Annotated in this window: 28 protein-coding genes; 24 read left to right on the forward strand and 4 right to left on the reverse strand. The window is 72.0% G+C overall.

From position 1 onward, the window contains the following. Window positions 1–19 precede the first annotated feature (19 nt). Window positions 20–256, reverse strand: coding sequence for a hypothetical protein (locus tag DFJ67_RS29200; protein ID WP_239097568.1), 237 nt, complete (start codon window positions 254–256; stop codon window positions 20–22). A 205-nt stretch (window positions 257–461) separates the two neighbouring features. On the opposite strand from DFJ67_RS29200, the gene DFJ67_RS29205 reads away from it, so the two are divergent. From DFJ67_RS29205 to DFJ67_RS29235, 7 genes are all read left to right on the forward strand, one after another. Next, the gene (locus tag DFJ67_RS29205; RefSeq protein WP_170216040.1) at window positions 462–728 is read left to right on the forward strand and encodes a hypothetical protein; all 267 of its coding nucleotides are present in this window, start codon (window positions 462–464) and stop codon (window positions 726–728) included. Between the two features lie 11 nt (window positions 729–739). After that, a complete protein-coding gene (locus DFJ67_RS29210; protein ID WP_116070976.1) occupies window positions 740–997 on the forward strand; it encodes a hypothetical protein in 258 nt (85 codons plus the stop codon). A gap of 80 nt (window positions 998–1077) precedes the next feature. Then, on the forward strand, window positions 1078–1866 hold the full coding sequence (locus DFJ67_RS29215; RefSeq protein WP_239097569.1) for a class I SAM-dependent methyltransferase: 789 nt from the start codon (window positions 1078–1080) through the stop codon (window positions 1864–1866). Window positions 1867–2006: 140 nt separating this feature from the next. Further along, on the forward strand, window positions 2007–2186 hold the full coding sequence (locus DFJ67_RS29220; RefSeq protein ID WP_116070977.1) for a hypothetical protein: 180 nt from the start codon (window positions 2007–2009) through the stop codon (window positions 2184–2186). A 42-nt stretch (window positions 2187–2228) separates the two neighbouring features. Then, entirely contained in the window at window positions 2229–2648 is a 420-nt protein-coding gene (locus DFJ67_RS29225; RefSeq protein ID WP_116070978.1) for a MarR family winged helix-turn-helix transcriptional regulator, read from the forward strand. A gap of 9 nt (window positions 2649–2657) precedes the next feature. Continuing rightward, window positions 2658–3488, forward strand: a complete 831-nt coding sequence (locus tag DFJ67_RS29230; protein ID WP_116070979.1) for an alpha/beta fold hydrolase — start codon at window positions 2658–2660, stop codon at window positions 3486–3488. 46 nt (window positions 3489–3534) lie between these two features. Next, window positions 3535–4875: a hypothetical protein gene (locus DFJ67_RS29235; protein ID WP_116070980.1), complete on the forward strand. Its 1341-nt coding sequence runs from the start codon at window positions 3535–3537 to the stop codon at window positions 4873–4875. Window positions 4876–4890: 15 nt separating this feature from the next. On the opposite strand, the gene DFJ67_RS29240 is transcribed toward DFJ67_RS29235, so the two are convergent. Genes DFJ67_RS29240 through mftR form a run of 3 tightly spaced genes read right to left on the reverse strand, consistent with a single transcriptional unit; the run spans window position 4891 to window position 8335 of the window. Further along, window positions 4891–6177 carry a M48 family metalloprotease gene (locus DFJ67_RS29240; protein WP_116070981.1) on the reverse strand — a complete coding sequence of 429 codons (1287 nt, stop codon included), beginning with the start codon at window positions 6175–6177 and terminating at the stop codon, window positions 4891–4893. Window positions 6178–6212: 35 nt separating this feature from the next. Continuing rightward, a complete protein-coding gene (gene mftF, locus DFJ67_RS29245) occupies window positions 6213–7733 on the reverse strand; it encodes a mycofactocin biosynthesis glycosyltransferase MftF (protein WP_170216041.1) in 1521 nt (506 codons plus the stop codon). Next, window positions 7730–8335 carry a mycofactocin system transcriptional regulator MftR gene (gene mftR, locus DFJ67_RS29250; protein ID WP_239097570.1) on the reverse strand — a complete coding sequence of 202 codons (606 nt, stop codon included), beginning with the start codon at window positions 8333–8335 and terminating at the stop codon, window positions 7730–7732. Before mftR ends, mftF begins: the two co-directional genes overlap by 4 nt. A gap of 159 nt (window positions 8336–8494) precedes the next feature. Between mftR and mftA the strand changes: the two genes are divergently transcribed. From mftA to mftE, 17 genes are read left to right on the forward strand one after another with little or no spacing between them, the layout of a single operon-like run. Next, window positions 8495–8575 carry a mycofactocin precursor MftA gene (gene mftA / locus DFJ67_RS44765; protein WP_409362981.1) on the forward strand — a complete coding sequence of 27 codons (81 nt, stop codon included), beginning with the start codon at window positions 8495–8497 and terminating at the stop codon, window positions 8573–8575. A 6-nt stretch (window positions 8576–8581) separates the two neighbouring features. Further along, window positions 8582–8860, forward strand: coding sequence for a mycofactocin biosynthesis chaperone MftB (mftB, locus tag DFJ67_RS29260; protein WP_203784336.1), 279 nt, complete (start codon window positions 8582–8584; stop codon window positions 8858–8860). Further along, a complete protein-coding gene (gene mftC, locus DFJ67_RS29265) occupies window positions 8857–10065 on the forward strand; it encodes a mycofactocin radical SAM maturase (protein ID WP_116070984.1) in 1209 nt (402 codons plus the stop codon). The genes mftB and mftC overlap by 4 nt, the downstream gene beginning before the upstream one ends. Continuing rightward, complete coding sequence (locus DFJ67_RS29270; RefSeq protein ID WP_116070985.1) at window positions 10065–12068, forward strand: mycofactocin system FadH/OYE family oxidoreductase 1; 2004 nt, start codon at window positions 10065–10067, stop codon at window positions 12066–12068. Before mftC ends, DFJ67_RS29270 begins: the two co-directional genes overlap by 1 nt. Before the next feature lie 20 nt (window positions 12069–12088). Then, the gene (locus tag DFJ67_RS29275; protein WP_116070986.1) at window positions 12089–12901 is read left to right on the forward strand and encodes a mycofactocin-coupled SDR family oxidoreductase; all 813 of its coding nucleotides are present in this window, start codon (window positions 12089–12091) and stop codon (window positions 12899–12901) included. 15 nt (window positions 12902–12916) lie between these two features. Further along, window positions 12917–13747 carry a mycofactocin-coupled SDR family oxidoreductase gene (locus DFJ67_RS29280; RefSeq protein WP_116070987.1) on the forward strand — a complete coding sequence of 277 codons (831 nt, stop codon included), beginning with the start codon at window positions 12917–12919 and terminating at the stop codon, window positions 13745–13747. A gap of 15 nt (window positions 13748–13762) precedes the next feature. Beyond that, complete coding sequence (locus DFJ67_RS29285) at window positions 13763–14575, forward strand: mycofactocin-coupled SDR family oxidoreductase (RefSeq protein WP_116070988.1); 813 nt, start codon at window positions 13763–13765, stop codon at window positions 14573–14575. A gap of 7 nt (window positions 14576–14582) precedes the next feature. Further along, entirely contained in the window at window positions 14583–15413 is an 831-nt protein-coding gene (locus tag DFJ67_RS29290; protein WP_116076770.1) for a mycofactocin-coupled SDR family oxidoreductase, read from the forward strand. 9 nt (window positions 15414–15422) lie between these two features. Next, window positions 15423–16331, forward strand: coding sequence for an AAA family ATPase (locus tag DFJ67_RS29295; RefSeq protein ID WP_116070989.1), 909 nt, complete (start codon window positions 15423–15425; stop codon window positions 16329–16331). Between the two features lie 60 nt (window positions 16332–16391). Then, complete coding sequence (locus DFJ67_RS29300) at window positions 16392–17315, forward strand: vWA domain-containing protein (protein ID WP_116070990.1); 924 nt, start codon at window positions 16392–16394, stop codon at window positions 17313–17315. Window positions 17316–17327: 12 nt separating this feature from the next. Next, window positions 17328–17642: a putative quinol monooxygenase gene (locus DFJ67_RS29305; RefSeq protein WP_116070991.1), complete on the forward strand. Its 315-nt coding sequence runs from the start codon at window positions 17328–17330 to the stop codon at window positions 17640–17642. Beyond that, a complete protein-coding gene (locus DFJ67_RS29310) occupies window positions 17639–19603 on the forward strand; it encodes a mycofactocin system FadH/OYE family oxidoreductase 2 (protein ID WP_116070992.1) in 1965 nt (654 codons plus the stop codon). Before DFJ67_RS29305 ends, DFJ67_RS29310 begins: the two co-directional genes overlap by 4 nt. Then, complete coding sequence (locus tag DFJ67_RS29315; RefSeq protein WP_116070993.1) at window positions 19600–20577, forward strand: mycofactocin-associated electron transfer flavoprotein alpha subunit; 978 nt, start codon at window positions 19600–19602, stop codon at window positions 20575–20577. Before DFJ67_RS29310 ends, DFJ67_RS29315 begins: the two co-directional genes overlap by 4 nt. Beyond that, a complete protein-coding gene (locus DFJ67_RS29320) occupies window positions 20570–21877 on the forward strand; it encodes an FAD-dependent oxidoreductase (protein WP_116070994.1) in 1308 nt (435 codons plus the stop codon). Before DFJ67_RS29315 ends, DFJ67_RS29320 begins: the two co-directional genes overlap by 8 nt. Continuing rightward, on the forward strand, window positions 21874–22164 hold the full coding sequence (locus DFJ67_RS29325; protein WP_116070996.1) for a ferredoxin family protein: 291 nt from the start codon (window positions 21874–21876) through the stop codon (window positions 22162–22164). The genes DFJ67_RS29320 and DFJ67_RS29325 overlap by 4 nt, the downstream gene beginning before the upstream one ends. Next, the gene (locus tag DFJ67_RS29330) at window positions 22157–23017 is read left to right on the forward strand and encodes a mycofactocin-associated electron transfer flavoprotein beta subunit (protein ID WP_116076772.1); all 861 of its coding nucleotides are present in this window, start codon (window positions 22157–22159) and stop codon (window positions 23015–23017) included. Before DFJ67_RS29325 ends, DFJ67_RS29330 begins: the two co-directional genes overlap by 8 nt. Then, window positions 23014–23694 carry a mycofactocin biosynthesis peptidyl-dipeptidase MftE gene (gene mftE, locus DFJ67_RS29335; protein ID WP_116070998.1) on the forward strand — a complete coding sequence of 227 codons (681 nt, stop codon included), beginning with the start codon at window positions 23014–23016 and terminating at the stop codon, window positions 23692–23694. Before DFJ67_RS29330 ends, mftE begins: the two co-directional genes overlap by 4 nt. Window positions 23695–23737: the final 43 nt, after the last annotated feature.

Consider the following 23737-nt stretch of genomic DNA (forward strand, 5'->3'; position numbering starts at 1 on the left):
ATGGACGGGTCGGTGCCTTTCAAGAGACGTTGCGGGCGGCATTCGTCAGTAGTTCGACAGGGATCTCGACCAGTAGCTCGCCAGTGGGCAGGTTGACACCGGCCCGCGCGGCCGAGACGGCGTAGCCCTGGACGACCAGGGTTCCACGGTCGCTCTGATAGATCGTCGGGCAGCTGCCACCGGTGCAGCTTGCGGAGATGGTGGTGAGCCGCAGATCCGAGTTGGTCGAGTCTGCCGTGTTTGGGCGATTATCCACGCCGGAATCTTATTCAGGCCGCGTGCATCGTCAAGGTCTGCCGCGCCCGAGATGTCGCGTGTCTGCTGGACCGCCACTATGGAGTTCGCTCCTTGCCATTACGCGATGAGGACGTTACCACTCAGCCATATGGCACCTCCAGGTCTGTTATGGGCGGTTGAATTCGCGCCTGCTGAATATCGCGCTGTGACCTTGAATGTCGATCATGGATAGTGAATCCACCGACGCACGCCCCACCGATCTGGGGGTGATCATCGTGAGTCTCGCGGCTCCGTGGACATCGTTCAGTGACTACCACTATCTCTACCTGGCCCTCGCCGTGGTCGCCGTGGTCGTCGCGGTCCGGGCGGCTCGGCGAGCGCTGGCCCCGATCGGGCCGGTCGTTCGAGCCATTGCCGCAGTCGCCGGCGTCGCCTTCGCTGTCGGAGCGGCGTTCGTACTCGTGATCGCTGCTGTCGTGAGTGGAAGCTGAAGGGGGTCGGCATGGAACACATCGCGCTCATCGCCACGGTCGGGTCGTTCGTGGGGTTCGTCGTGCTGGTCGAACTCGCCGCCGCGGTGTTGCCGTTGGTGATCATTCTGGCCTTTGTGCCGCCGCATGAGCGGGCGGCGCTCGCCGACCTTGTCGCGGCCACCGGCAACAATCGCCGGCTCCGGGCCGGGCAGGCATTGGGGCTCGCGGTCGACGCGCGCCGGGCGCAGCGGGCCACCCGTGCGCGGGACGCCCTTGCGAGTCGCTGAGAGTCGGGTGGGTGACGGACGCGAATGCCGTTCACTCGAACGAGCGCAATCGATGGTGGTCAGCGGATATTGTTGCCGGCGTGGTGCCGGAGCGATGGTCGGAGCGAGACGCCTACGAGGCCTACATGGGCCGCTGGAGTCGGCGGGTGGCGCCGCTGTTCCTGCGTTGGCTTGCCGCCCCCGCGGGGCAGCGGTGGCTTGATGTCGGGTGCGGCACGGGGGCGCTCAGCGGCGCCGTCCTCGATGCCGCCGCGCCCGTCGAGGTGACCGGGGTCGACAGTTCGCCGGCCTTCGTCACCGCCGCCGCCGAGCGGGTCGCCGACCCAAGGGCGCGGTTCCGGGTCGCTGACGCGTCCGCCTTGCCGCTGTCCGATGGCGAGGTCGACGTCGCGGTGAGTGGGCTCGCGCTCAACTTCGTGTCGGAGCCCGGGCGGGCCGTCCAGGAGATGGCCCGGGTGACCGCGCCGGGGGGCATCGTCGCCGCTTATGTGTGGGACTACGCCGAGGGCATGGAGATGCTGCGGTATTTCTGGTCCGCCGCCGTGACGGTCGACCCGGCCGCGCCCGATGAGCTCGACCGGTTCGCGGCCGTCTGCCGGCCTGATCGGCTGCGGGCGTTGTGGACCGGCGCGGGACTGTCCCGAGTGACCGTCGACGCGGTCGCCACCCCCACCGCGTTCACGTCGTTCGACGACTTCTGGACGCCGTTCCTCGGTGGGCAGGGGCCGGCGCCCGGGTTCGTCGCCCGGCTCGAGGCCGCCGACCGCAACCGCCTCCGGGATCTGCTGCGGTCCCGGTTGCCGGTGGCGCCGGACGGGTCCATCCGGCTCACCGCCCGCGCCTGGACGGTCCGCGGCACCGCCACCTGAGACCGCCCGACCGCCACCTGAGACCGCCCGACCGCCAACTGAGACCGCCCCGCGCGCCGCTTCGTGGCCGGCGGCAAAATCCGGTCAAATGGTGGCACGGCATCCGACGGTGCCGGGGCACTGGACGGGGGCGGGGCACCATGCAGGCGAGCGAGATCCGTTGGGTTTATCGGCCACCGCAGCACCGCCGCTCACCCGAAGCGGGCGTCCCCGTCTTCGGCGTCAGCGCCGCCGACGAGCAGGGCCGGGTCGACGTCATCCTCGCCGACGGCACGCGGGTCACCGCGGCACCCGGCGACCTGGTCGCCGAGCCGATGTAGCGCGTAACTTGCGTTCCTAAGTTAGCAAGTTAAGATAGGCCCGTGAAGAACCTCGGGCTCGAACTGCACACCCTGGTCTCCCGCCTCGAGCAGGCCGGCGACCGGATCATGCGGGCCGACCACGGGCTGTCCTACCGGCGGTTCATGGTCCTGGTCATGGTCGGCGAGTTGGGCGCGTCCACCCAGCGCGCGCTCGCCGACGGCCTGGGCGTCACCGAGCCCTCGGTGAGCCGGATGGTCGGCACCCTCGCCGACAGCGGCCTGCTGAGCGTGCTGCCCGATCCGGCCGGCGGCAACCGGCGGCGGATCGCCCTCACCGATGCCGGTCGGCAACTCGTCGACCGCGCCGGCACCGACCTGGTCCAGCGGCTCACCAAGTTCGTCGAGTCGACCGGCGTGCCGTTCGACGCCTATTTCGCGCACACCCAACGGTTGAACGCCGCGCTCACCGACCCTCGCTAGGAGCCCGCCATGACGACCGCGCTCGCACCCTCCACCGTCCACTCGGCCGACGGCACCCGGATCAACTACGTCACCACCGGCGCCGGCCCCGGCCTGATCGTCGTGCCCGGCGCGCTCAACGACGCCAGCGACTACGCCGAGTTGGCCGCCGCGCTCGCCGCCCACTTCACCGTCCACACGATCGAACGCCGCGGCCGCGGTGGCAGCGGCCCGCAGGGCGACGGCTACGGCATCGAGGCCGAGTGCGCCGACCTCGCCGCGGTTCGCGCGGCCACCGACGCCTCCTTCGTCTTCGGTCACAGCTTCGGCGGCCTGGTCGCGCTGGAGGCGGCACGGCGCAACCCCGAGATCAAGAAGCTCGCGGTGTACGAGCCCGGCGTCAGCGTCGACGGCCTGATCCCGATGGACTGGATCCCCGCCTACCGCCGCTATCTGGAGCGCGGCCGACCGTTCGACGCGTTCGCCACCTTCGTCATGGCCACCGGCCCGGCGGCCGCCCGCCGCAACCCGCACTGGCTCATGTCGGCCATCCTGCGCGTGGTGTTCCGCGGCGCGAAGCGCGAGAAGCTCTTCGGGCTGCTGGGCGCCAACCTGCGCGAGCACCAGGAGGTCGGCCGGCTCGACGGGAGCTACCGCAACTACGGCGAGGTGTCCGCCGAGGTGCTGCTGCTGGCCGGCGGCAAGAGCAAGCTGCCCTACGTGACCGCGGCGATCGACCGGCTCGCCGGGGTCGTGCCGTCGGCACGGGTGCACACCTTCCCCAAGCTCGACCACTTCGGCCCCGACGAGCGCGGCCCGGCCGAGGTGGCCGCGACGGTGACAGCCTTCCTGGCGAGCTGACCTAGACTCAGGATCTTCGATACCACGAACCCTGGGGAGGTCCTACGTGTGGTTTCGGCGGATAACCCTGACCGCGGCGCTGGTCGTCGCCTCGACGGCGGTCGCAGTGACGCCGGCGGTGGCCGCGAGCGCGCCTCGGCTCAGTGATTTCGACCTGCGGCCCGCGTCCAACGCGATCGCGCTGACGCAGCGGGTGCAGGAGCTCGACGCCGAGCTGCCCAAGCTGGGTGTGCAGAACATCCTGGCCCAGGCCAGCCGCGACGGCACCGCGATGTCGGGGCAGGGCGCGATCTGCAACCCGGGCGCGGTCGACAGCAAGGAGCGCAACCTCAACGCCGTCTACAGCTTCTGCTTCGACCCGGCCGACAGCGGCACCAACGGCGGCAACGTCGAGTGGACGCCGCAGGGCATCACCACGGTCGCCGACGCGCAGGAAGACCAGGCGTGGGGCTCGGCGCAGCCGCTGGTCGTGAGTTGGTACAACGACGACTCCGAGCAGGTCAAGGGCACCCGGGTCACGTTCATCGACCCGTGGAGCGGCGCCTACCAGCACGTGCTGCTGGCCTATCCGTTCCAGAACGACTCCGGCAACGCGACCTACATGAGCCTGCGCAACAAGCAGGACTCCACCGGCGGCTCGCTGCACGCCGGCGGGCTGGCCTGGTATGGCAACTATCTCTACGTCGCCGACACCCGGCGCGGGTTCCGGGTCTTCGACCTGCGCTACATCTTCGACCTCCAGGCGGCCGGCGCGAAGGGCAACATCACCGACAAGACGAAGATCGGCCGGCAGAACGGCGTGTTCTACGGCCACGGCTACCGCTACGTGCTGCCCGAGGTCGGCGCCTGGACGAGTAACGCAGGTGAGGTCAGCGACGCGAGCACCTGCACGGTCGACGGGTCGCCGCACTTCTCCTTCGTCGGCCTCGACCGCACCGGCACCGACCACCTGACGACCGGCGAATACTGCGACGGTGCTGACAACGGCAACGACCCGAACAAATATGGGCGGGTCGCCAACTGGCCGCTCGACGGGCTCAACGGTCTGCCCGCCATCTCCAGCGACGGCCGTTGGCGGGCGACCAGCGCCTACCGCCTGCCGGTGCCCAATGTGCAGGGTGTCGTCGCGCACGGCAGCACCTACTACGTCAACCGTAGCCACGGCGAAGACGTGGCGACCCAGAACGACAACGGCGACCTGCTGAAGTCGACCGCGCCGAGCGGCACGACGGGTGTGCTCGGCACGCCGGTCCGGCGGACCGCGCCGGTCGGTCCCGAGGACCTCTCCTACTGGTCGGGCTTCATGACGTTCGGCGACGTGCTGTTCAGCGTGACCGAACATCCAGGACAGCGCATGGTGTACGCGACGCCTGTCTCGGCGTTCTGAGGAAGGGCCGGCGCCCTACATCTCGTACTGCTCGGCGAGTTCGTTGCGCAGTACCTCGGCGTAGGGCGCCAGTTCGCGCACAATCGTCGCCCACTCGGCGTCGCTGACCGTCACGGTCGCCGGGGTGTCCGGCAGGGTCGACACGAACTGGTGCCGGCGGCCGGTCGACGGGTGGCTGCTGAACAGTGACGCCTGGGTGCGGATGGTGAGCTGGCGCAGCCGCCCGGTCTCGGCGCCGTCGTTGCGGGCCCGGTTCTGGGTGATGCGGTCCTGCCAGTCGCGCAGCGCGTAGCCCTTGCGGGTCGCGCCGCTCACCACCCCGCGGTAGAGCGGGAACGACGCGATGGCGTCGAAGAGTCCCAGCGTCGCAGCCCGGCCGGCGACCCGCACGGCGAGCAGGTCGGCCTGCTGCTCGGCGCGCCGGTCCTCGCGGGCGGCGACGGCGCTGATCGCGGCGTGCACCGCGAAGAACAGCCAGGACAACAGGCCGATGATCATGCGCCACAGCTCGTAGACGATCAGGTAGAGGCCGAGGAACTCGCGCTCGAAGCCGGACTTCCGGCTCGGCCGCAACCCGCTCGCGATGTGGCCGAAGGTCACCCGGGCCGGTCGGGTCAGCAGCTGGCGCCACGAGTCCCGATTGGCGAAGTGGCCGAACTCGTGGCTCAGCAGCGCGACCAGTTCGGCGCGGTCGATGCTGGCCACCAGCGGGATGCCGAGGACCAGGATGCGGCGCTGGCGGATGCCGGCCACCGTGGTCCAGGCACCCCACAGGTTGGCGTTGACGCCCACGATGTCCGGGCCGGGCGCTCCCGTGGCCGTCGCGACCCGCTCGATCAGCGCGTGCAGCGCCGGCGCACGGTCGGGGGCAACCCGATAGTGTCCTTTGAGGACCTTCTTGACCCGGCCCAGCCGAGGCCGCACGGCGAGCACGACGACGAGTAGCAGCAGGCCCAGCGTGACCGGGCCGGCGATCAGCAACCAGACGGCGGCCAGCAACGCCGCCGCCGGCACCGCGACGAGCACCGCGGAGACGACGACCAGCAGCGTGAATGCCCGACCCCGGCCCGGAAGGACGGGTTCGCCGGTGGCCAGCAGCCGGTCGGCCCGGAAGCCGGCCCGGTGATCACGGGCGCGGATCGAACGATAGAACCAGGTCGCACGCTCCAACGGAGCGAGCGCGTCGAGGTTCCATTCGCAACGCTCGCACCACGGCGGCTGGTCCTCCGCGAGGGTCAGCGGCACCGCGCAGGTCGGGCAGGTATCGGCGGACGCGGTCTGCGTCGTGGGGGCTGCGGTCACCGGCGAAGTCTGGCCGCCAGATGATCATGGGTCAATCAGCCGAAGAGTTCGTCGCTGTCGATGATTCGGAGGTGCCAGCCCAGGTCGGGGCGGAGCGCGTCGAAGAGGCCCTCGTCCAACGATCCGGTCCAGACTCCCCAGCCGTAGGCGGCGTCGTCGAGGCGGCGGGCGGCCAGCCACTGCAACGGGCCCAGCGGCGGCCGTTCCCGGCGCCACTCCAGCAGCGCCGGCACGACCGCGGCGGCGGCGATGGCCGGGCGCAACCGCGGCACGCCGACGAACGCCGCCACGGCCAGTGGCCACCAGGCCCGCACCGCGGCGTCGGCGACCACCTCGCCGGCGCGCAACGTGCCGCCGCCGGCCAGGGTGATCGCGTCGTCGGCCGGGTCGGGCAGCACGCCGCGCAGGTCGTGGGCGAGCAGGCCGGTCGCGACGCCAGTGATCGCGGCGCCCAGCAGGGGCCGCCGCAGCGCCACCGCGGCCCAGGCCGCCGCCGTCCACGGCGAGACCGCGAGCGGCCGGGCCGCGCCCGGATGCCGCCTGGCCAGCGGGGCGGCCGTCCGTCCGTAGTAGACCCGGCGGGCGACGAACTCGCGGAACGTGGTGCGGTGCTCGTGCGCGACCTCGCCGCCCGGCTCGTAGCGCACGTGCGCGCCACCCGCCGTCAGCCGCCAGACGAAGTCGACGTCTTCGCCGCCGACCAGCCGGGTGTCGAAGCCTTCCCCGAACGCGGCGGCCCGCACCAGCAGCGCGGCGGTGGGCACGAACGGCACCCGCCCGCCGGGCACCACCCGGCCCGGCAGGGGGCCACGGTCCAATGGGGAACGGGCCGACTCGTAGGCGCCCAACCAGCCGGGCGACCGTGTGCCGTGCGCGACTATCCGCGGCGCGACGGCGGCGACCAGCGGGTCGGCGAAGTGGGGGAGGAGCACGGCGAGCCAACCGGGCCGGGGCACGCAGTCGGAGTCGATGAACGCGAGCACCTCGCCGGACGCGGCCGCGGCGCCGTCGTTGCGGGCCGCCGCGGCCCGGCCGCAGACCGGCCGGCGGACCAGCCTCGCGCCGGCGGCCTCGGCGACCGAGGCGTGCGCACCCGGGTCGGCGGAGCCGTCGTCCACGACGATGATCTCGTGGACCGGGTCGGTGGCCGCGCAGTCGCGGATCGCCCGCAGCAGGCGGGCCAGCGCGACCGGCCGGTCTTTCACCGGAACCACGACGCTCACCGCTGGCCGCGCCCCGGCCGAATGCAACGCCGGCGATGCCAACACGCCGGCAGCCTGGGACGACGGCGAGACCGGCTGGACCAGGCCGGCGGCGGCCGGGGACGATGGCGGCACCGGCTGGGCCAGGCCCGCGGCGACCAGGGCGCGGGCCAGGCCGCCGTCGTCTTCGCCGACGAGAGATCCGGCTTGCCACGAATCCACAAGAGACAGATGCGCTGGCGACAGCCGGACGATCTGGAACGGGGTGCCGCCCAGCAGCACGCCGCCCTCGCGGCGCATCGTCCACGGATCGAGCCGCACCCCGAACCCGGCCGGTAGCGGTGGGGCAGTCACAGCCGGAAACCCTTGTCGAGCATGGCGAGCGAGGTCTCCAGCAGCTCGGCCAGGTCGGCGTCTTCGTGCCGCAACCATTGCTCGTAGGCCGACAGCGCGATGCCCAGCAGCGCCCACGCGATCGCGCTCGGCGCCGGGCTGTCGGCCGGCACCCCCAGACGGCGGGCGGCGTAGTCGGAGACGACGTCGCGCCAGGCCTGGTAGCGCAGCGTCGAATGGGCCTGTAGCGCCGGCACGTTGAGCAGCAGCCGCATCCGCTGCCGGTGCCAGGAGACCTCCTCCGGCGGCAGCCGGTTGAACTCGACCACCGCGTGCCGCAGCGCGTCCATCAGCGGCACGCCCTCGGGCGTCTCGTCGAGGTGGGCCCGCATGTGCTCCAACTGCTCGTCGAAGTCACCCCAGGGCAGGTCGTTCTTCGACGGGAAATAGCGGAACAGCGTGCGCCGCCCGATGCCGGCCGCCGAGGCGACGTCGTCGACGGTGGTCTCCTCGAACCCGTGCTCGGCGAACAGGCGCAGGGCGATGTGGCTCAGCTCGGCCCGCGACGTCGAGCGCCGGCGACCGAGGCGGGTTACGGCCGCCGCGTCGTCCAACGAACTCACAGGTTGCCGCCCTTCTCTTTCGGCACCCGGTGCCATAATATCGGCTCCAGTAACGGAGGCGACACCGGAAGGAAACAGTCGGTGTCCTCCGGCGACTCAAAGGAGCATGCCATGAGCGATGCATCGACTGTCGTAGACGACCGGGTCGACACCGAGGAAATCACCGACACTGAAGCACTCGTCGATGAAGACACCCTCGTCGAGGAGGTCTCCATCGACGGTATGTGCGGCGTTTACTGATCGCCCGTGTCCGGCATCGACCTGGACCGGCCGTGGGGCCTGCACCCGCAGGTCGCGGTCCGGCCCGAGCCGTTCGGGGCGCTGCTTTACCACTTCGGCACCCGGCGGCTCTCCTTCCTGAAAGACCGCACGCTGCTCGACGTGGTCAACCGGCTCGACACCGAGCCCAGCGCCCGGGCGGCCTGCCTGGAGGCCGGCGTCGCGCCGGCCGACCTGCCGCGCTTCGGCCGCGCCCTGGCGACCCTCGCGCACGGCGACATGGTGATCGAGAGGACGTCGTCATGACCGTCCAGACGCAAGCCCGCCCGGGCCGCCTGGTCGACCTGTTCGAGCGTGGGCTCGACGCGCCGATCTGCTTGACCTGGGAGCTGACGTACGCCTGCAATCTCTCTTGCGTGCACTGCCTGTCGAGTTCCGGCCGGCGGGACCCGCGCGAGCTGAGCACCGCGGAATGCAAGGCCGTCATCGACGAGCTCGAGCGGATGCAGGTCTTCTACGTCAACATCGGCGGCGGCGAGCCGACCGTGCGCTCCGATTTCTGGGAGCTGGTCGACTACGCGACCGCGCACAAGGTCGGCGTGAAGTTCTCCACCAACGGCGTGAAGATCACCCCGGAGGTGGCCCGCCGGCTGGCCGCGAGCGACTACGTCGACGTGCAGATCTCTCTCGACGGCGCGACCGCCGAGGTCAACGACGCCGTCCGCGGGCCGGGCTCGTTCGCCACCGCGACCCGGGCGATGGAAAACCTGCGCGACGCCGGTTTCACCGGCTTCAAGATCTCCGTCGTGGTCACCCGGGAGAATGCCGGCCAGCTCGACGCGTTCAAGGCCATCGCCGACGGGTACGGCGCACAACTCCGCTTGACCCGCCTGCGCCCGTCGGGCCGGGGCGCCGACGTCTGGGACGAGCTCCACCCCACGGCCGCCCAGCAGCGCCAGCTCTACGACTGGCTGGTCGCCAACGGCGAGCAGGTGCTGACCGGCGACTCGTTCTTCCACCTGTCGGCCTACGGTGACAGCCTTCCTGGGCTCAACCTGTGTGGCGCGGGCCGGGTGGTCTGCCTGATCGACCCGGTCGGCGACGTCTACGCCTGCCCGTTCGCGATCCATGAGAACTTCCTGGCCGGCAACGTCCGCTCGCCCGGCGGGTTCACCTCGGTCTGGCGCGAGTCCGAGCTGTTCGCCGACCTGCGCCACCCGCAGACCGGCGGCGCCTGCACCAAGTGCCAGCACTTCGACTCGTGCCGGGGCGGCTGCATGGCGGCCAAGTTCTTCACCGGCCTGCCGCTCGACGGCCCCGACCCCGAATGCGTGCAGGGGTACGGCGCCGACGCGCTGCTGGCCCGCGGCGAGGTCCGCCCGCCGAAGCCGGCCGTCGACCACTCCCATCGCAAGACCCGTGCCGTGCCCGTCACGATCGGCCTGAGCCCGCCGGACCATGCGCCGGTGAGCGCCTGCGAGGAGAGCCCACTGGCGGGGTTCCGGCCCTGATGGCCACGCACCACCTGACCGACCCGGTCAACCTCGCCGGGCGGCGGGCCCCCTCCCGTGTCCTTTTCGGTCCACATGAGACAAATCTGGGCCGGAAACGGGCGATCAGCGACCGGCACGCCGCCTACTACGCCGCGCGGGCGGCCGGCGGCGCCGGGATCATCGTCACCGAGACGGCGTCGGTCACCGCCGACGACTGGCCCTACGAGCGGGCGCCGCTGGCCGCCGACTGCGGGCCCGGCTGGGCCGCCGTCGTGGCGGCCTGCCGGCCGCATGGCACGCTGGTGCTCGCCGGCCTCGGGCACGTCGGCGGCCAGGGCTCGACCGCCTACTCGCAGCAGCCGCTCTGGGCGCCGTCGCGGGTCGCCGACGCGGCCACCCGGGAGCTGCCTGCCGAGCTGGAACAGCCCGAGATCGACGCGATCGTCGCCGGTTTCGCTGCCGGAGCGGCTGCCGCCGTCCACGCCGGCGCCGACGGTGTGGAGCTCGACGCCGGGGTCTATTCGCTGCTCCGCCAGTTCCAGTCCGGCCTGACCAACCAGCGCGGCGACCGCTACGGCACCGACCGGCTCGCGTTCACCCGCGAGGTGATCGAGGCCGTGCGGGCCGAGATCGGCCGGGAGCGGATCCTCGCGCTGCGCATGTCGTGCGACGAGCGCGCACCTTGGGCGGGCGTGACCCCCGACCAGGCGGCCGAGCAGGTCGCGGCGCTGGCCGGCGACGTCGACCTGCTGGTCGTGGTGACCGCCGGTCCCTACGCGACCGCCGCCTATCGCCCCGACTTCCACACCGCACCGCAGTTCAACCGCGACCTGACCGCGCGGATGCGCGAAGCCGCCGCCGGCACCCCGGTGGTACTCCAGGGCAGCGTGGTCGACCCGGCGGCCGCGCAGCGCGCCCTCGACGACGGCGTCGCCGACCTGGTCGAGATGACCCGCGCGCAGATTGCCGAGCCCCGGCTGGTCTCGCTGGTCCGCGCCGGCACTCCGGAGCGGGCCCGCCCGTGCATCCTGTGCAACCAGGTGTGCCAGGTCCGCGACAACCGCAACCCGATCGTGAGCTGCGTCGGCGAACCGGCCAGCGGGCACGAGACCGAGGACGCCGCGGTCGAGGGCAGCGACGCCGAGGCGCACGACGTGCTGGTCGTCGGCGGTGGCCCCGCGGGCCTGGAAGCCGCCCGGGTGCTGGCCTTGCGCGGCCACCGGGTAGAACTGGCCGAGCGCACCGGCCGGCTGGGCGGCGCCGCCCGCGACGCGGCGGTCGGCCCGGGCCGGGACAGGATGGCGCTGCTCACCAACTGGCTCGAGGCCGAATGCCGCCGGCTCGGTGTCGAGATCCGCACCGGCGTCACCGTCACTCCCGACGACCTGGACGGCCGCGAAGCCATCCTGGCCACCGGCTCGCGGCCGCGCCCGCCACTGTTCTCCCAGGCGCTCGACGCCCGCGCGGTGTTGACCGGTGGCCTCGAAGCCTTACCCGCCGGCGAGATCGTGGTCGACGACCCGGTCGGCGGCCCGATCGGCGTCGCGGTCGCGGAGTGGTTGGCCGCGGGCGGCCGGTCGGTCCGGCTGGTGACCCCTGACCCGGTGGCCGGCACCCAGCTCTCCCGCACCGGCGACCTGGCACCGGCCAACACCCGCCTGCAACAGGCCGGCGTTGGCCGCGAGCTGCGCTCGCTGCTGCGCGGCGTGGGTGGCTCGACGTCGAGCGCCGCCGAGGGCGCGCCCGACGGCGCGGCGGCCGGTCCGGCGCCGCACGGCCACGCCGTGCTCGAAGATGTCTGGACCGGCGCACGCCGGGAGATTCCGTGCGACGTGCTCGTCGACTGTGGACCTCGGCTGCCCGAGGAGTCCCTCTATCTCGCCCGTCCCGGCACGCCACGCGCCGGTGACGCGGTGGCACCACGAACTCTCTACGAGGCCGTGCTCGAAGGGCGCAGGCGCGCTCTCGAGGTCGCGGCGGGCAAGGCTCGCCCCCAGAAGGTGGCGCTCAACAAACCATAAACAGCAAAGGGGGACACGCGATGGGGCGTGTTCAGAACAAGGTGGCGTTCGTGACCGGCGCCGCCCGCGGCCAGGGTCGCAGTCACGCGGTGCGGCTCGCCCAGGAGGGCGCCGACATCATCGCCGTCGACATCTGTGGTGACATACCCGGGCTGCAGTACCCGGCGGCGACCCTGGAAGACCTGGCCCAGACGGTCAAAGAGGTCGAGGCGCTCGACCGGCGGATCATCGCCACGAAGGTCGACGTCCGCGACCGCGACGCGATGAAGAAGGCCATCGACGAGGGCGTGGCCGAGCTGGGCCACCTCGACATCGTCGTCGCCAACGCCGGGATCTGCATCGGCGCCGAGCTGGCCGACGTGACCCCGGAGATCTGGAACGAGACCATCGGCACCAACCTGACCGGTGTCTGGAACACCGTGCAGCTCACCGCGCCGCACCTGATCGCGGCCGGCGGCGGCTCGATGATCCTGACCAGCTCGGCGGCCGGACTCAAGGGCCTGCCGTTCCTGATGCCCTACGTGGCCGCCAAGCACGGCGTCGTCGGCATCATGCGGGCCGCGGCGACCGAGTTGGCCGAACACAACATCCGCGTCAACACCGTCCACCCCACGGGCGTGGACACCCCGATGGGCGCGGGCGACCTCAACAACGCGCTCGGCGCCGGCATCGCCGCACACCCGCGGATCGCGCCGATGTTGAGCAACCTGCTGCCGATCGAGATCACCCAGCCGGTCGACATCTCCAACGCGGTGCTGTTCCTCGCCTCCGACGAGGCGCGCTACGTCACGTCACTCGCGATGACGGTCGACGCCGGCAACACCCAGTTCTAGGAAGGGAGGCACGCGATGGGGCGTGTCGAAGGAAAGGTGGCATTCATCACCGGTGCGGCTCGCGGTCAGGGCCGTAGTCACGCGATCCGCCTCGCCGAGGAGGGCGCCGACATCATCGCCGTCGACCTGTGCGGACAGGTCGACAGCGTTCCCTATCCGATGTCCACACCAGACGATCTGGCCGAGACCGTGAAGGCGGTCGAAGCCCTCGACCGGCGGATCGTCGCGACGCAGGCCGACGTGCGCGACTACGCGGCGGTCAAGGCGGCCGTCGACGACGGGGTGGCGCAGCTCGGCCGCCTCGACATCGTCTCCGCCAACGCGGGCATCAGCTCGGTCGGCCGGGCCGACGAGCTGTCCGAGCAGACCTGGCGCGACATGATCGACACCAACCTCACCGGCGTCTGGCACACGGCCAAGGCGGCGATCCCCGCGCTGAAGGCCGGCGGTGCCGGCGGCTCGATGGTGCTCACCAGCTCGGCCGCCGGGCTGATGGCGATGGAGAACATCGGGCACTACGTCTCCGCGAAGCACGGCGTGATCGGGCTGATGCGCACCCTGGCCCTGGAGCTGGCACCCCACTCCATCCGGGTCAACGCGATCTGCCCGACCACCGTCGACACCCCGATGATCCAGAACGCGGCGACCTACCGCCTCTTCCGGCCCGACCTCGACGACCCCTCGGTCGACGACGCCGCCGAATCCTTCATGACCATGAACGCGCTGCCGGTCCGCTGGGTCGAGGCGCGCGACATCAGCAACGCCCTCCTCTTCCTGGCGTCCGACGAGGCCCGCTACATCACCGGTGTGGCCCTTCCCGTCGACGCCGGCACCCTCATCAAGTAACGGAGGTTCCCCCTCATGGGACTACTCGACGGAAAGGTCGCCTTCATCACGGGCGCCGCGCGTGGCCAGGGCCGTAGCCACGCCGTGCGGCTCGCCCAGGAAGGCGCCGACATCATCGCGATCGACATCTGCGCACAGATCGACAGCGTCGCCTACCCGATGTCCACCCCGGACGACCTGGCCGAGACGGTCAAGGAGGTCGAGGCCCTCGACCGCCGGATCTTCGCCCAGCAGGCCGACGTCCGCGACTTCGACGCCGTCAAGGCGGCCTTCGCGGCCGGCTCCGCCGAGATCGGCCCGGTCGACATCGTGCTGGCGAACGCCGGCATAGCGCCGATGGGCCTCGAAGAGGACCCGCGGGCCTGGCAGGACGTCGTCGACGTCAACATGACCGGCGTCTACCACACGGTCGAGGCGGCGATCCCGTCGCTGAAGGAGCGCAACGCGGGCGCGATCGTGCTGACCAGCTCGACCGCGGGCAACAACGGCATCGGCGGCGCGACCGGCGGCGGGCTCGGCTACACGGCCTCCAAGCACGGCGTCGTCGGCCTGATGCGCTCGTACGCCAACACGCTCGCGCCCTGGAACATCCGGGTCAACACCGTGCACCCGACGGGCGTCAACACCCCGATGGTCGTCAACGACATCATGCAGGCCTTCCTGGAGAGCGACCCGCAGATGGGCCAGGCGATGGCCAACGCGCTGCCGGTCGGCATGGTCGAGCCGGTCGACATCTCCAACGCGATCCTGTTCCTGGTCTCCGACCTGGGCCGCTACGTGACCGGTGTGCAGCTGCCGGTCGACGCCGGGTTCAGCAACAAGAAGTGAGGTGACCATGGGACGGGTATCGGGCAAGGTCGCCTTCGTCACCGGCGCGGCCCGCGGTCAGGGGCGCAGCCACGCGCTGCGGCTCGCCGAGGAGGGCGCCGACATCATCGCGATCGACCTCGCCGAGGAGATCGACACGGTCAAGCCGCTCTACCACGGCGCGACCGAGGCCGACCTGGCCGAGACGGTCAAGATGATCGAGGCGCTGGACCGGCGGGTGGTGGCCACCAAGGCCGACGTACGCGACTACGCCGCGGTCAAGGCCGCCGTCGACGACGGGATCGCCCAGCTCGGGCGGCTCGACATCGTCGTGGCCAACGCGGGCATCTTCGTCTTCGGCGACAAGACCGAAGACGTCACCGAGCAGCAGTGGGCCGACGTCATCGACATCAACCTCACCGGTGTCTGGCACACGGCGAAGGCCGCGATCCCGGTGCTGGCCGACGGCGGCTCGATCGTCATCACCAGCTCGACGGCCGGCATCAAGGGCACGCCCAACGTGGCGCCCTACACGGCGAGCAAGCACGCCGTGGTCGGCCTGATGAAGACGCTCGCGCTGGAGTTGGCGCCGCGCTCGATCCGGGTCAACAGCGTGCACCCCACCGGGGTCGCGACCGACATGATCCTCAACGAGGCGACGTTCAAGCTGTTCCTGCCGGATGTCGAGCACCCGACCCGGGAGCAGGCGGCGGAGGTCTTCGCGACCACCAACGCGCTGCCGATTCCCTGGGTCGAGCCGCGCGACATCAGCAACGCGGTGCTCTTCCTCTCGTCCGACGAGGCGCGCTACGTGACCGGCGTGATGCTGCCGGTCGACGCCGGCTACACCATCAAGTAAGGAAGCCACATGACCGACCTGACCGCCGGTGCGCTCACCGCGACCCGTGACCGCGTGGCGGCACGTCTGGTCGGCCGGGAGCGCGAGCTCGACCTCGTGCTCTCGGCCGTGGCCGCCGGGCGCGACATCGTCCTGGAAGGACCGCCCGGCACCAGCAAGACCACCATCCTCAAGGCGATCACCGCCGAGTGGGGCATCCCGCTGCTGTTCGTCGAGGGCAACGCCGACCTGACACCGGCGAAGCTGGTCGGCCACCACAACCCGGCGCGGGTGCTGCGGGAGGATTACAGCGCCGACAACTTCGTCGCCGGGCCGCTGGTCGAGGCGATGAGCGAGGGCGGCTTCCTCTACATCGAGGAGTTCAACCGGGCGCCCGAGGACACCCTCAACACCCTGCTCACCGCGATGGCCGACCGGTCGATCGCGGTGCCCCGGGTCGGCGTCATCGAGGCCAAGCCGACGTTCCGGGTGGTCGCCTCGATGAACCCCTACGACAACGTCGGCACCACCCGGCTGTCGACCAGCGTGCACGACCGGCTCAACCGGCTGGCCATCGATTATCAGGACGCGGCGGCCGAGGCGGCGGTGGTCGAGCTGCGCACCGGGGTGTCCGGCAAGCGGGCCACGGACGCGGTCGCCGTCACCCGGGCGACGCGAGAACACCCCGACGTGCGGCAGGGCAGCAGCGTGCGCGGCGCCATCGACCTGGTGCTGGTCGCCCGCGAGCTGGGGCAGCTGCGTGGGGTGTCCACACCGGACGACGCCGGTTACCCGGAACTGGTCTACGACGCGATGATCGTGGCGCTGTCGGGCCGGATCCACCTCGACGAGGCGGCGGAGACCACGCCGGAGCGGGTGCTGCGGCAGATCTGGGAGGACCACTTCGTGCTCGGTCCGGCGACGGCCGGCCCTGGTTGAAGAGAAGTGCCCGCCGACGGGCCGCTGCGGCGGCGCGCCGAGCGGAGCAGTAGTCGCCCATTGACCCGCAAGCCAAAGAAACTGGACGAGGAGCCCACGTTGTACGAGCCGTCGAGCGGTCCCGGGGGTGGCGTGGTGCTGCACGCCGACCCGGCCGGGCGACGGCGCGGAAACGCCCCGGCCCGGCCCGGTAGCGGCGCTCCCGGGGTGACCGACGAGCGCGGCACCGTCGTACCCCTGGTGCTGGAAAAGGCCACCGCGGACCCGGCGGTGCGGGCCCGGGCCCGGCAGATCGCGGCGCGGCTGGCCGTGCGCCGGCCCCGGCACGACGTCACCGCCCGGCGCGGTGCCGGCGACCTGGCCAGCCTGCCCTACGGGGGCGGCTCCGACGAGATCGACCTCGACCGCACGATCGAGGTGCTGGCCGAGCGGCCGGTGCCTGACGACACCGACATCATCGTGCGCGACCGGGTGCGTACCCGCCGATCGGTGGTCCTTGCCGTCGACGTGTCCGGGTCGATGCGCGGCGAGCGGGTGCGCACGGCGGCCGCGACCGTCGGCGCGCTGGCCGCCGAGCTGTCCCGCGACGACCTGGCCGTGCTGGCGTTCTGGTCCGACGCCACCGTGCTGCTGCACCTGGGCCAGCCGGTCCGCCCGCTCGAACTGGTCGACCTGCTGCTCCAGCTTCCCGCCCGCGGACTGACCAATGTGGCCTTCCCGCTGGAGGTCGCGGCCCGCGAGCTGGCCCGGGTGCCGGCCCGCGACGCCCGGGTCGTGCTGCTCTCCGACTGCGTGCACAACGCCGGGCCCGACCCCCGCCCACTGGCCGCCCGGCTCAGCCGGCTCGACGTGCTGCTCGACGTCACCGGGGAGAACGACCCAGTCCTGGCGCGCGAGCTGACCAGGGCCGGTCGCGGCAAGCTGTTCCGCATCCGCAACCATCGTGACGTCGCGCCGGCCCTGAGCCAGGCGTTCACCGCATAACTGGAGGCCCATATGTCTGTTGTCGTCGTCGCCACCCTGTGGCCCGTCCCCGAGCGGCGCGCCGAGGTGCTCGACATCCTGCGCGAGGCCATTCCCGAGGTGCACGCCGAAGACGGCTGCGAGCTCTACGCGTTGAACGAGAACGACGATCGCCTGGTGTACGTCGAGCAGTGGTCGTCGGCCGCCGCCCTTCAGACGCACAGCCGGGGCGAGGCGCTGGCCAAGGTCAACCCGAAGCTCGACGGGCTGCTGGCCCGGTCCACCGACGTGCAGGTGCTCCGGCCCGTGCCGGCCGGCGACCCGGTGAAGGGCGTCGTGCGGGCATGAGTTCCACGGGCCGCTATCGCCGGCTGTTCACCCCACTGCGGATCGGGCCGTTGACGGTCCGCAACCGGGTGGTGTTCTCGGCGCACCTGACCAACTACGCCGAGGACGGACGGCCGAGCGAGCAGCACGCCGCGTACTACGCGGCGCGAGCGGCCGGTGGCGCGGGGCTGATCATCACCGAGGAACACTCCACCCATCCGACCGACTGGCCCTACGAGAAGCTGATCCACGGGTTCCATCCCGACGTCGTGCCCGGCTATCGGCGGATCACCGAGGCCGTGCACGCTCACGACGTGCCGATCCTGGCCCAGATCAACCACAACGGCGGGCAGGCGTCCGGGATGTATTCGCGGCTGCCGGTGCTCGCGCCCAGCGCGATCCCGGACCCGCTGTTCCGCGAGGTGCCCAAGGCGGTCGAACAGGCCGAGATCGACGAGATCATCGCGGGGTACGGGCTGGTCGCGACCCACTGCATGCAGGGCGGCTTCGACGGTGTCGAGCTGCAGTGCTCGCACTCGTCGATCGTGCGGGGCTTCCTGTCGCCGGCGACCAACACCCGCACCGACGACTACGGCGGCTCGCTGGCCAACCGGGCCCGGCTGCTGCTGGAGATCGTGGCCACCGTGCGCGCCGCGATCGGCCCCGACAAGGCGCTCGGGGTGCGGATCTGCGGCGACGAGTTGATCGAGGGCGGCACCACCATCGACGACGCGGTCGAGGTCGCGCGGATGGTCGACGCGACCGGCCAGGTCGACTACATCAACACCTCGATCGGCGTGGCCACCGCGACGCTCTACATGATCGAGGCGAGCATGCGGATCCCGCCGGGGTACGCGATGTTCATCCCGAGCGCGATCCGCGACGCCGTCTCGATCCCGGTGATCGGGGTCGGCCGGTTCAAGGACCCGCTCCAGGCCGACCGCGCGCTCGAAGCGGGGCAGGCCGACCTGATCGGGGTGGTGCGGGGCCAGATCGCCGACGCCGACTTCGTCGCCAAGGCGCGTTCCGGGCACGCCACCGAGATCCGCACCTGCCTGTCCTGCAACCAGGAGTGCGTCGGGCGGATGGGACTCAACCGCTGGCTCGGCTGCATCGAGAACCCGCGCACCGGCAAGGAGTCCGTGCCGCTGCCGCCACCGCGCCGGCGCGGGCTACGGGTGCACGTGGTCGGTGGCGGCCCGGGCGGCATGCAGGCGGCGGTCTCGGCGGCCCAGGCCGGGCACCACGTGACCCTGTTCGAACGGTCGAGCCGGCTCGGCGGCCAGGTGGTCGCGGCGGCGAGCGTGCCGAGCCGGGCCGAGTTCCTCGACATCGCCCGCAATCTGATCGCCAGCGTGCAGCGGCTCGGCATCGACGTGAAGACCGAGTTCCCGGTCGACGCCGCGTTCCTGCGTTCCGAGGCGCCCGACGCGGTCGTGCTGGCCACCGGCGCCCGGCCCAACGCGCCGTGGTGGACCGGCGGGTCGCCGCGGGTGGTCGACGTGCGCGACGTGCTGGAAGGGCGGGTCGAACCGACCGGCTCGGTGGTCGTGGTCGACGAACTCGGCTTCCACCAGGCGACCTCGGTGGCCGAGTTGCTGGCCGACCGGGGCTGCACGGTCGAGGTGCTCACCAACGGCATGGTGGTCGGCCAGGATCTGGGCGTCACGCTCGACCTGGAGACCTGGAACGCCCGCGCGCACGGGCTGGGCATCACCCAGGCCACCGACCTGGTGCCGATGGGCGTCACCCCGGCAGGTGACGGCGTCGAGCTGCGGTTGCAGCATCATCCGACCGGGACCGACCAGGTGCGTAGCGTGGACTGGGTGGTCTGCGCGGTGCACCAGGCCCCGGAAGACGAGCTGTGGAAGGCGCTGCGCGGCTCCGCGCCGTTCGCCGTGCACCGGGTGGGCGACTGCGTCACCCCGCGCCGGGCGCATGCCGCCGTGGTCGAGGGTGAGCGGGTGGCGGTGCGACTGTGACCACTGTGGAGGTTTCCGCGCTGGCGGTGGTGGTGGCCCGGAGCGGTCAGTTGCCGGCCGGCGCCGACGAGGCGGTCAGCGAGGCCGGCGGCGCGGCGCTGGTCGTCGGGTCGGGTGCCCGCGAGGCGGCCGAGGCGCTGGTCGCCGCGTCGCGGAGCTGGTGGGCCGAGACCGGGCCCGGGCTGCGCGCCGGTTCGCTCGCGGCACGGTTGGCCGCTGTGCTCGGCGGCGTGCCGCTGCTGGTGTTGCCGGCCTCGCCGGACGGGCGCGACCTGGCGCCCCGGCTCGCGGCGGCGCTCGACCGGCCGTTGCTGGCCGCTGCCGTGCGGATCGAGGCCGGGCCGCCCGTGTCGGCGTCGTTGAGCCGGGTCGACGGGCGGTTGCTGACCGACGTGCGCAGTGCCGGGCCGGCGGTGGCGACGCTGCTGCCCGGTGTGCGTGCGGTCGCTGCGGCCGTCAATCCAGAGAAGCCCGCGCCGCTCGACCTGCCCGACGCGGGTGCGCAGCTCGACGTCGAGGTAGTCGAAGTGCTGGAACCGGATCCGTCCACGATGGACCTCGCGGACGCGCGCCGGGTGTTCGCGGGTGGTGCCGGGCTGGTCGCCCGGGACGCTTCCGACGCGGCCGCCCGCGGGATGTTCGAGCTGCTGGCCCGGGTCGCCGGCGCGCTGGACGGTTCGGTGGGCGCGACCCGGGTGGCGACCGACGCCGGCTGGATCGGCTACGAGCGGCAGATCGGCACGACCGGCGTCGCGATCGATCCGGAGCTCTACGTGGCGTTCGGCATCTCCGGCGCCAGCCAGCACGTCGGTGGCCTGGGCGCGCCGCGGCACGTGGTCAGCGTCAACACCGACCAGTCCAGCCCGATGACCGCCATGGCCGACCTCGGCCTGGTCACCGACGCGGGCGCGCTGCTGCGCGAGTTGGCCCGCCGGCTGGGCGTCGAGATCCCCGCGGAGGTGGCCGATGAGTGAGCCCAACGTCGACGTCGTGGTCGTCGGCGCCGGCCCGGCCGGCTCCGCCGCGGCGCTTGCCCTGGCACGGGCGGGCTGCTCGGTGGTGCTGCTGGAGCGCGGTCCCTACCCCGGCGCGAAGAACATGTATGGCGGCGTCGTCTACGGCCGGGTGCTCGACGACGTGCTTCCCCGGTGGTGGGAAGAAGTGCCGGTGCAGCGCTGGGTCACCCGGCGCTCGACGATGGTGCTGACCCCGACCCAGGCGCTGACCGTCGACTTCCGGTCGGAGGCGTGGGGCGCCGCACCGTACAACGGGATGACGGTCTATCGATCTGATTTTGACGGTTGGCTGGCCGGACACGCGGTCGCCGCCGGCGCCCAGTTGGTCACCTCGACGGTGGCGACCGGGCTGCTGCGCGACGCGGCCGGGCGGGTGGTCGGTGTCAAGACCGACCGGCCCGACGGCGACCTGCGCTGCAAGGTGGTCATCGCCTGCGACGGGGTCAACTCGTTCCTGGCCAAGGAGGCCGGGCTGCTGCCCCGGGCCGACGCCCATCACCACACGCTCGGCGTGAAGGAGGTGCTGGCGCTGCCCCGCGAGGTGATCGACGACCGGTTCGGCCTGCGCGGCGACGAGGGCCTCGACATCGAGATGCTCGGGTGTACGCGGGGAATCCCGGGCGGTGGCTTCCTCTACACCAACGGCGACACGGTCAGCGTCGGTGCGGTGCTGCAACTGCCGGGACTGGCCGCCTCGAAGGTGCGCCCGGAGGAGATCATCGCCGATATCAAGGCGCATCCGGCGATCGCGCCCTATTTGCGCGGGGCGACGCTCAAGGAGTATTCGGCGCACCTCATTCCGGAGGGCGGCTACGACGCCATGCCGGTGCTGCATCACGACGGGCTGCTGCTCGCCGGTGACGCGGCCGGGATGACGCTGGCGGCCGGGATCTGGCTCGAGGGGGTCAACTTCGCTCTGGGTTCCGGGCTCGCGGCGGGCCGGGCGGCGGCGCGGGCGGTCGCGGCCGGCGACACCACTCGCGCGGGGCTGGCGTCGTACCGTCGCGATCTGGAATCGACCTTCGTGCTCCGCGACCACAAGCGCCTGCGCGGCGCACCGGGGCTGGTGCTCTCCGACCGGGTGCAGCAGCGCTATCCGGGCCTGATCGCCGACTTCGTCGAGAGCGTGTTCGGCGTGACGAACCCGGCGCCGAAGCCGGGGTTCGTCCGCCTGTTGCGGCAATCGATGCGGCGACACGGCGTCAAGATGCGGCATCTCGTCGCCGACGGGATCCGCGGGGGAAGGGTGTTCCGATGAGATACGGCGACGTCTCCTTCGAGGAGCGGATGGCCACCGTCGACTTCCGGGTCGGCGAGCGGCCCCACATCACCGTCGACTCCGACATCTGCCGCTCGTGCACGACCCAGGCCTGCGTGACGGCGTGTCCGGCGAACCTGTTCGCGCCGACCGCCGACGGTGGCATCCTGTTCAACTACGAGCAATGTTTCGAATGCGGCACCTGCTACATGGTGTGCAACGCGGAGGGCGCCTTGACCTGGACCTACCCCGACGGTGGCGACGGCGTGGCGCTGCGGCATGGCTGACCTCGTCGTCGCCTGCCTGCGCTTCGGCGACCTCCGCCCGTCGGTCGACCCGCTGACCGGCACGGTGTCGCGCGATCCGCGCGGGTTCGACCTGTCGGCGGCCGACGCGGCGGCGCTGGAGCACGCGCTGCGGCTGGGTGATGCGTGGTCGGCGCCGGTGCTGGCGGTCACGGCGGCTCCGTCGTCGGCCGACCCGCTCCTGCGGACGGCTCTCGCGCTCGGGGCGTCGGTGCTGCGGGTGCCGTGGGTTGCCTCGTCCTATGTCGCCGACCTGGCGCTGGATGAGCGGGCGCTCGCGCTCGCGGTGGCATCGGCCATTCGCGGTGTCGGCAGCCCGTCGGTCGTGGTCTGCGGCGACGTGTCCAGCGATCGGGGGACCGGGGCGTTCCCGGCCTATCTGGCGCATGCGCTCTCTGCCGCGCAGGCGCTCGGGTTGGTGTCGTTGTCCGTGTCGGGCAACTCGCTGGCGGGGGAGCGGCGGCTCGACGGGGGTCGGCGGGAGCGGTTGCGGATTCCCCGGCCGGCGGTCTGCTCGGTGGAGGCGGCGGGGGTGCGGCTGCGCCGGGCGTCGCTGCCGGCGACGCTCGCGGCTTCGTCGGGTGCGGTGCCGGTTGCCGCGGTGTCTGCTTCGTCTGTTGGTTCCGTCGAGGTCACCGGGGTCGGGCCGTTCCGGCCGCGCACCCGGGTGGTGCCGGCGCCGGCCGGCGACAGCTCGCGCGACCGGCTGATGCAGCTCACCGGGGTGCTCGTCGCGCACGATCCGCCGCAGATCGTGGCGCCTTCGTCGGCGGCTGCGGCGGCCGACGCGCTGCTCGACTACCTGCGCCGCCGCGGCTACGCGGCTCCGGCGTGAACCTCGGCGGCCTGAACTGGCCTTCGGTGGCCGCGCTGGGCCCTCGGTCCGTGCTGGCGGTTCCGCTCGGCTCTACCGAGCAGCACGGACCGCACCTGCCGCTGTCGACCGACGCCGACGTGGCGCTGGCGTTGTGCTCGGCACTGGCCGCCTCGCGCGGCGACGTGGTGGTGGCGCCGTTGTTGCCCTATGGGGCGAGCGGGGAGCACGCCGGGTTCGCCGGGACGCTGTCCATCGGCACGTCGGCGCTGACCACCGTCCTGGTGGAGTTGGGTCGGTCGGCTTCCGAGACCTTCTCTCGTCTGCTGCTGGTGTCGGGGCACGGCGGGAACGCCGATGCGGTCGCCGCTGCGGTGCGGACGCTGCGGGCCGAGTCGCACGACGTGCTGCCGTGGTTTCCGCGCTGGCAGGGTGACGCGCACGCCGGGTATGTCGAGACCTCGCTCCAGCTGGCCCTTTCTCCTGATCTCGTGCAACTCGACCGGGCCGAGGCCGGGGCGACGGCGCCGCTGGCGTCGCTGATGCCGGCGATGCGGGCCGGCGGGATCGCGGCGGTCAGCGCCAACGGGGTGCTCGGCGACCCGGCCGGTGCCAGCGCCGAGGCCGGCGCATCGATTCTGGCGGCGCTGGTCGACGACCTGCGGGCCGCGGTCGCTGATTGGGTCGGTGCGCCGTGAGCCGGGGTCGCGCTGCGGGCGAGTCGGGCACGCCAGGGCCGCG

Origin of the sequence: Asanoa ferruginea (genome assembly GCF_003387075.1) — a bacterium.
Lineage (GTDB): Bacteria > Actinomycetota > Actinomycetes > Mycobacteriales > Micromonosporaceae > Asanoa > Asanoa ferruginea.

Bases quoted from the DNA above. Each gene is read 5' to 3' on its own strand.
- DFJ67_RS29205 (WP_170216040.1), top strand. From the start codon at position 462: ATGGATAGTGAATCCACCGACGCACGCCCCACCGATCTGGGGGTGATC.
- DFJ67_RS29210 (WP_116070976.1), top strand. From the start codon at position 740: ATGGAACACATCGCGCTCATCGCCACGGTCGGGTCGTTCGTGGGGTTC.
- DFJ67_RS29220 (WP_116070977.1), top strand. From the start codon at position 2,007: ATGCAGGCGAGCGAGATCCGTTGGGTTTATCGGCCACCGCAGCACCGC.
- DFJ67_RS29230 (WP_116070979.1), top strand. From the start codon at position 2,658: ATGACGACCGCGCTCGCACCCTCCACCGTCCACTCGGCCGACGGCACC.
- mftC (WP_116070984.1), top strand. From the start codon at position 8,857: ATGACCGTCCAGACGCAAGCCCGCCCGGGCCGCCTGGTCGACCTGTTC.
- DFJ67_RS29270 (WP_116070985.1), top strand. From the start codon at position 10,065: ATGGCCACGCACCACCTGACCGACCCGGTCAACCTCGCCGGGCGGCGG.
- DFJ67_RS29275 (WP_116070986.1), top strand. From the start codon at position 12,089: ATGGGGCGTGTTCAGAACAAGGTGGCGTTCGTGACCGGCGCCGCCCGC.
- DFJ67_RS29280 (WP_116070987.1), top strand. From the start codon at position 12,917: ATGGGGCGTGTCGAAGGAAAGGTGGCATTCATCACCGGTGCGGCTCGC.
- DFJ67_RS29285 (WP_116070988.1), top strand. From the start codon at position 13,763: ATGGGACTACTCGACGGAAAGGTCGCCTTCATCACGGGCGCCGCGCGT.
- DFJ67_RS29290 (WP_116076770.1), top strand. From the start codon at position 14,583: ATGGGACGGGTATCGGGCAAGGTCGCCTTCGTCACCGGCGCGGCCCGC.
- DFJ67_RS29295 (WP_116070989.1), top strand. From the start codon at position 15,423: ATGACCGACCTGACCGCCGGTGCGCTCACCGCGACCCGTGACCGCGTG.
- DFJ67_RS29305 (WP_116070991.1), top strand. From the start codon at position 17,328: ATGTCTGTTGTCGTCGTCGCCACCCTGTGGCCCGTCCCCGAGCGGCGC.
- DFJ67_RS29310 (WP_116070992.1), top strand. From the start codon at position 17,639: ATGAGTTCCACGGGCCGCTATCGCCGGCTGTTCACCCCACTGCGGATC.
- DFJ67_RS29320 (WP_116070994.1), top strand. From the start codon at position 20,570: ATGAGTGAGCCCAACGTCGACGTCGTGGTCGTCGGCGCCGGCCCGGCC.
- DFJ67_RS29325 (WP_116070996.1), top strand. From the start codon at position 21,874: ATGAGATACGGCGACGTCTCCTTCGAGGAGCGGATGGCCACCGTCGAC.
- DFJ67_RS29330 (WP_116076772.1), top strand. From the start codon at position 22,157: ATGGCTGACCTCGTCGTCGCCTGCCTGCGCTTCGGCGACCTCCGCCCG.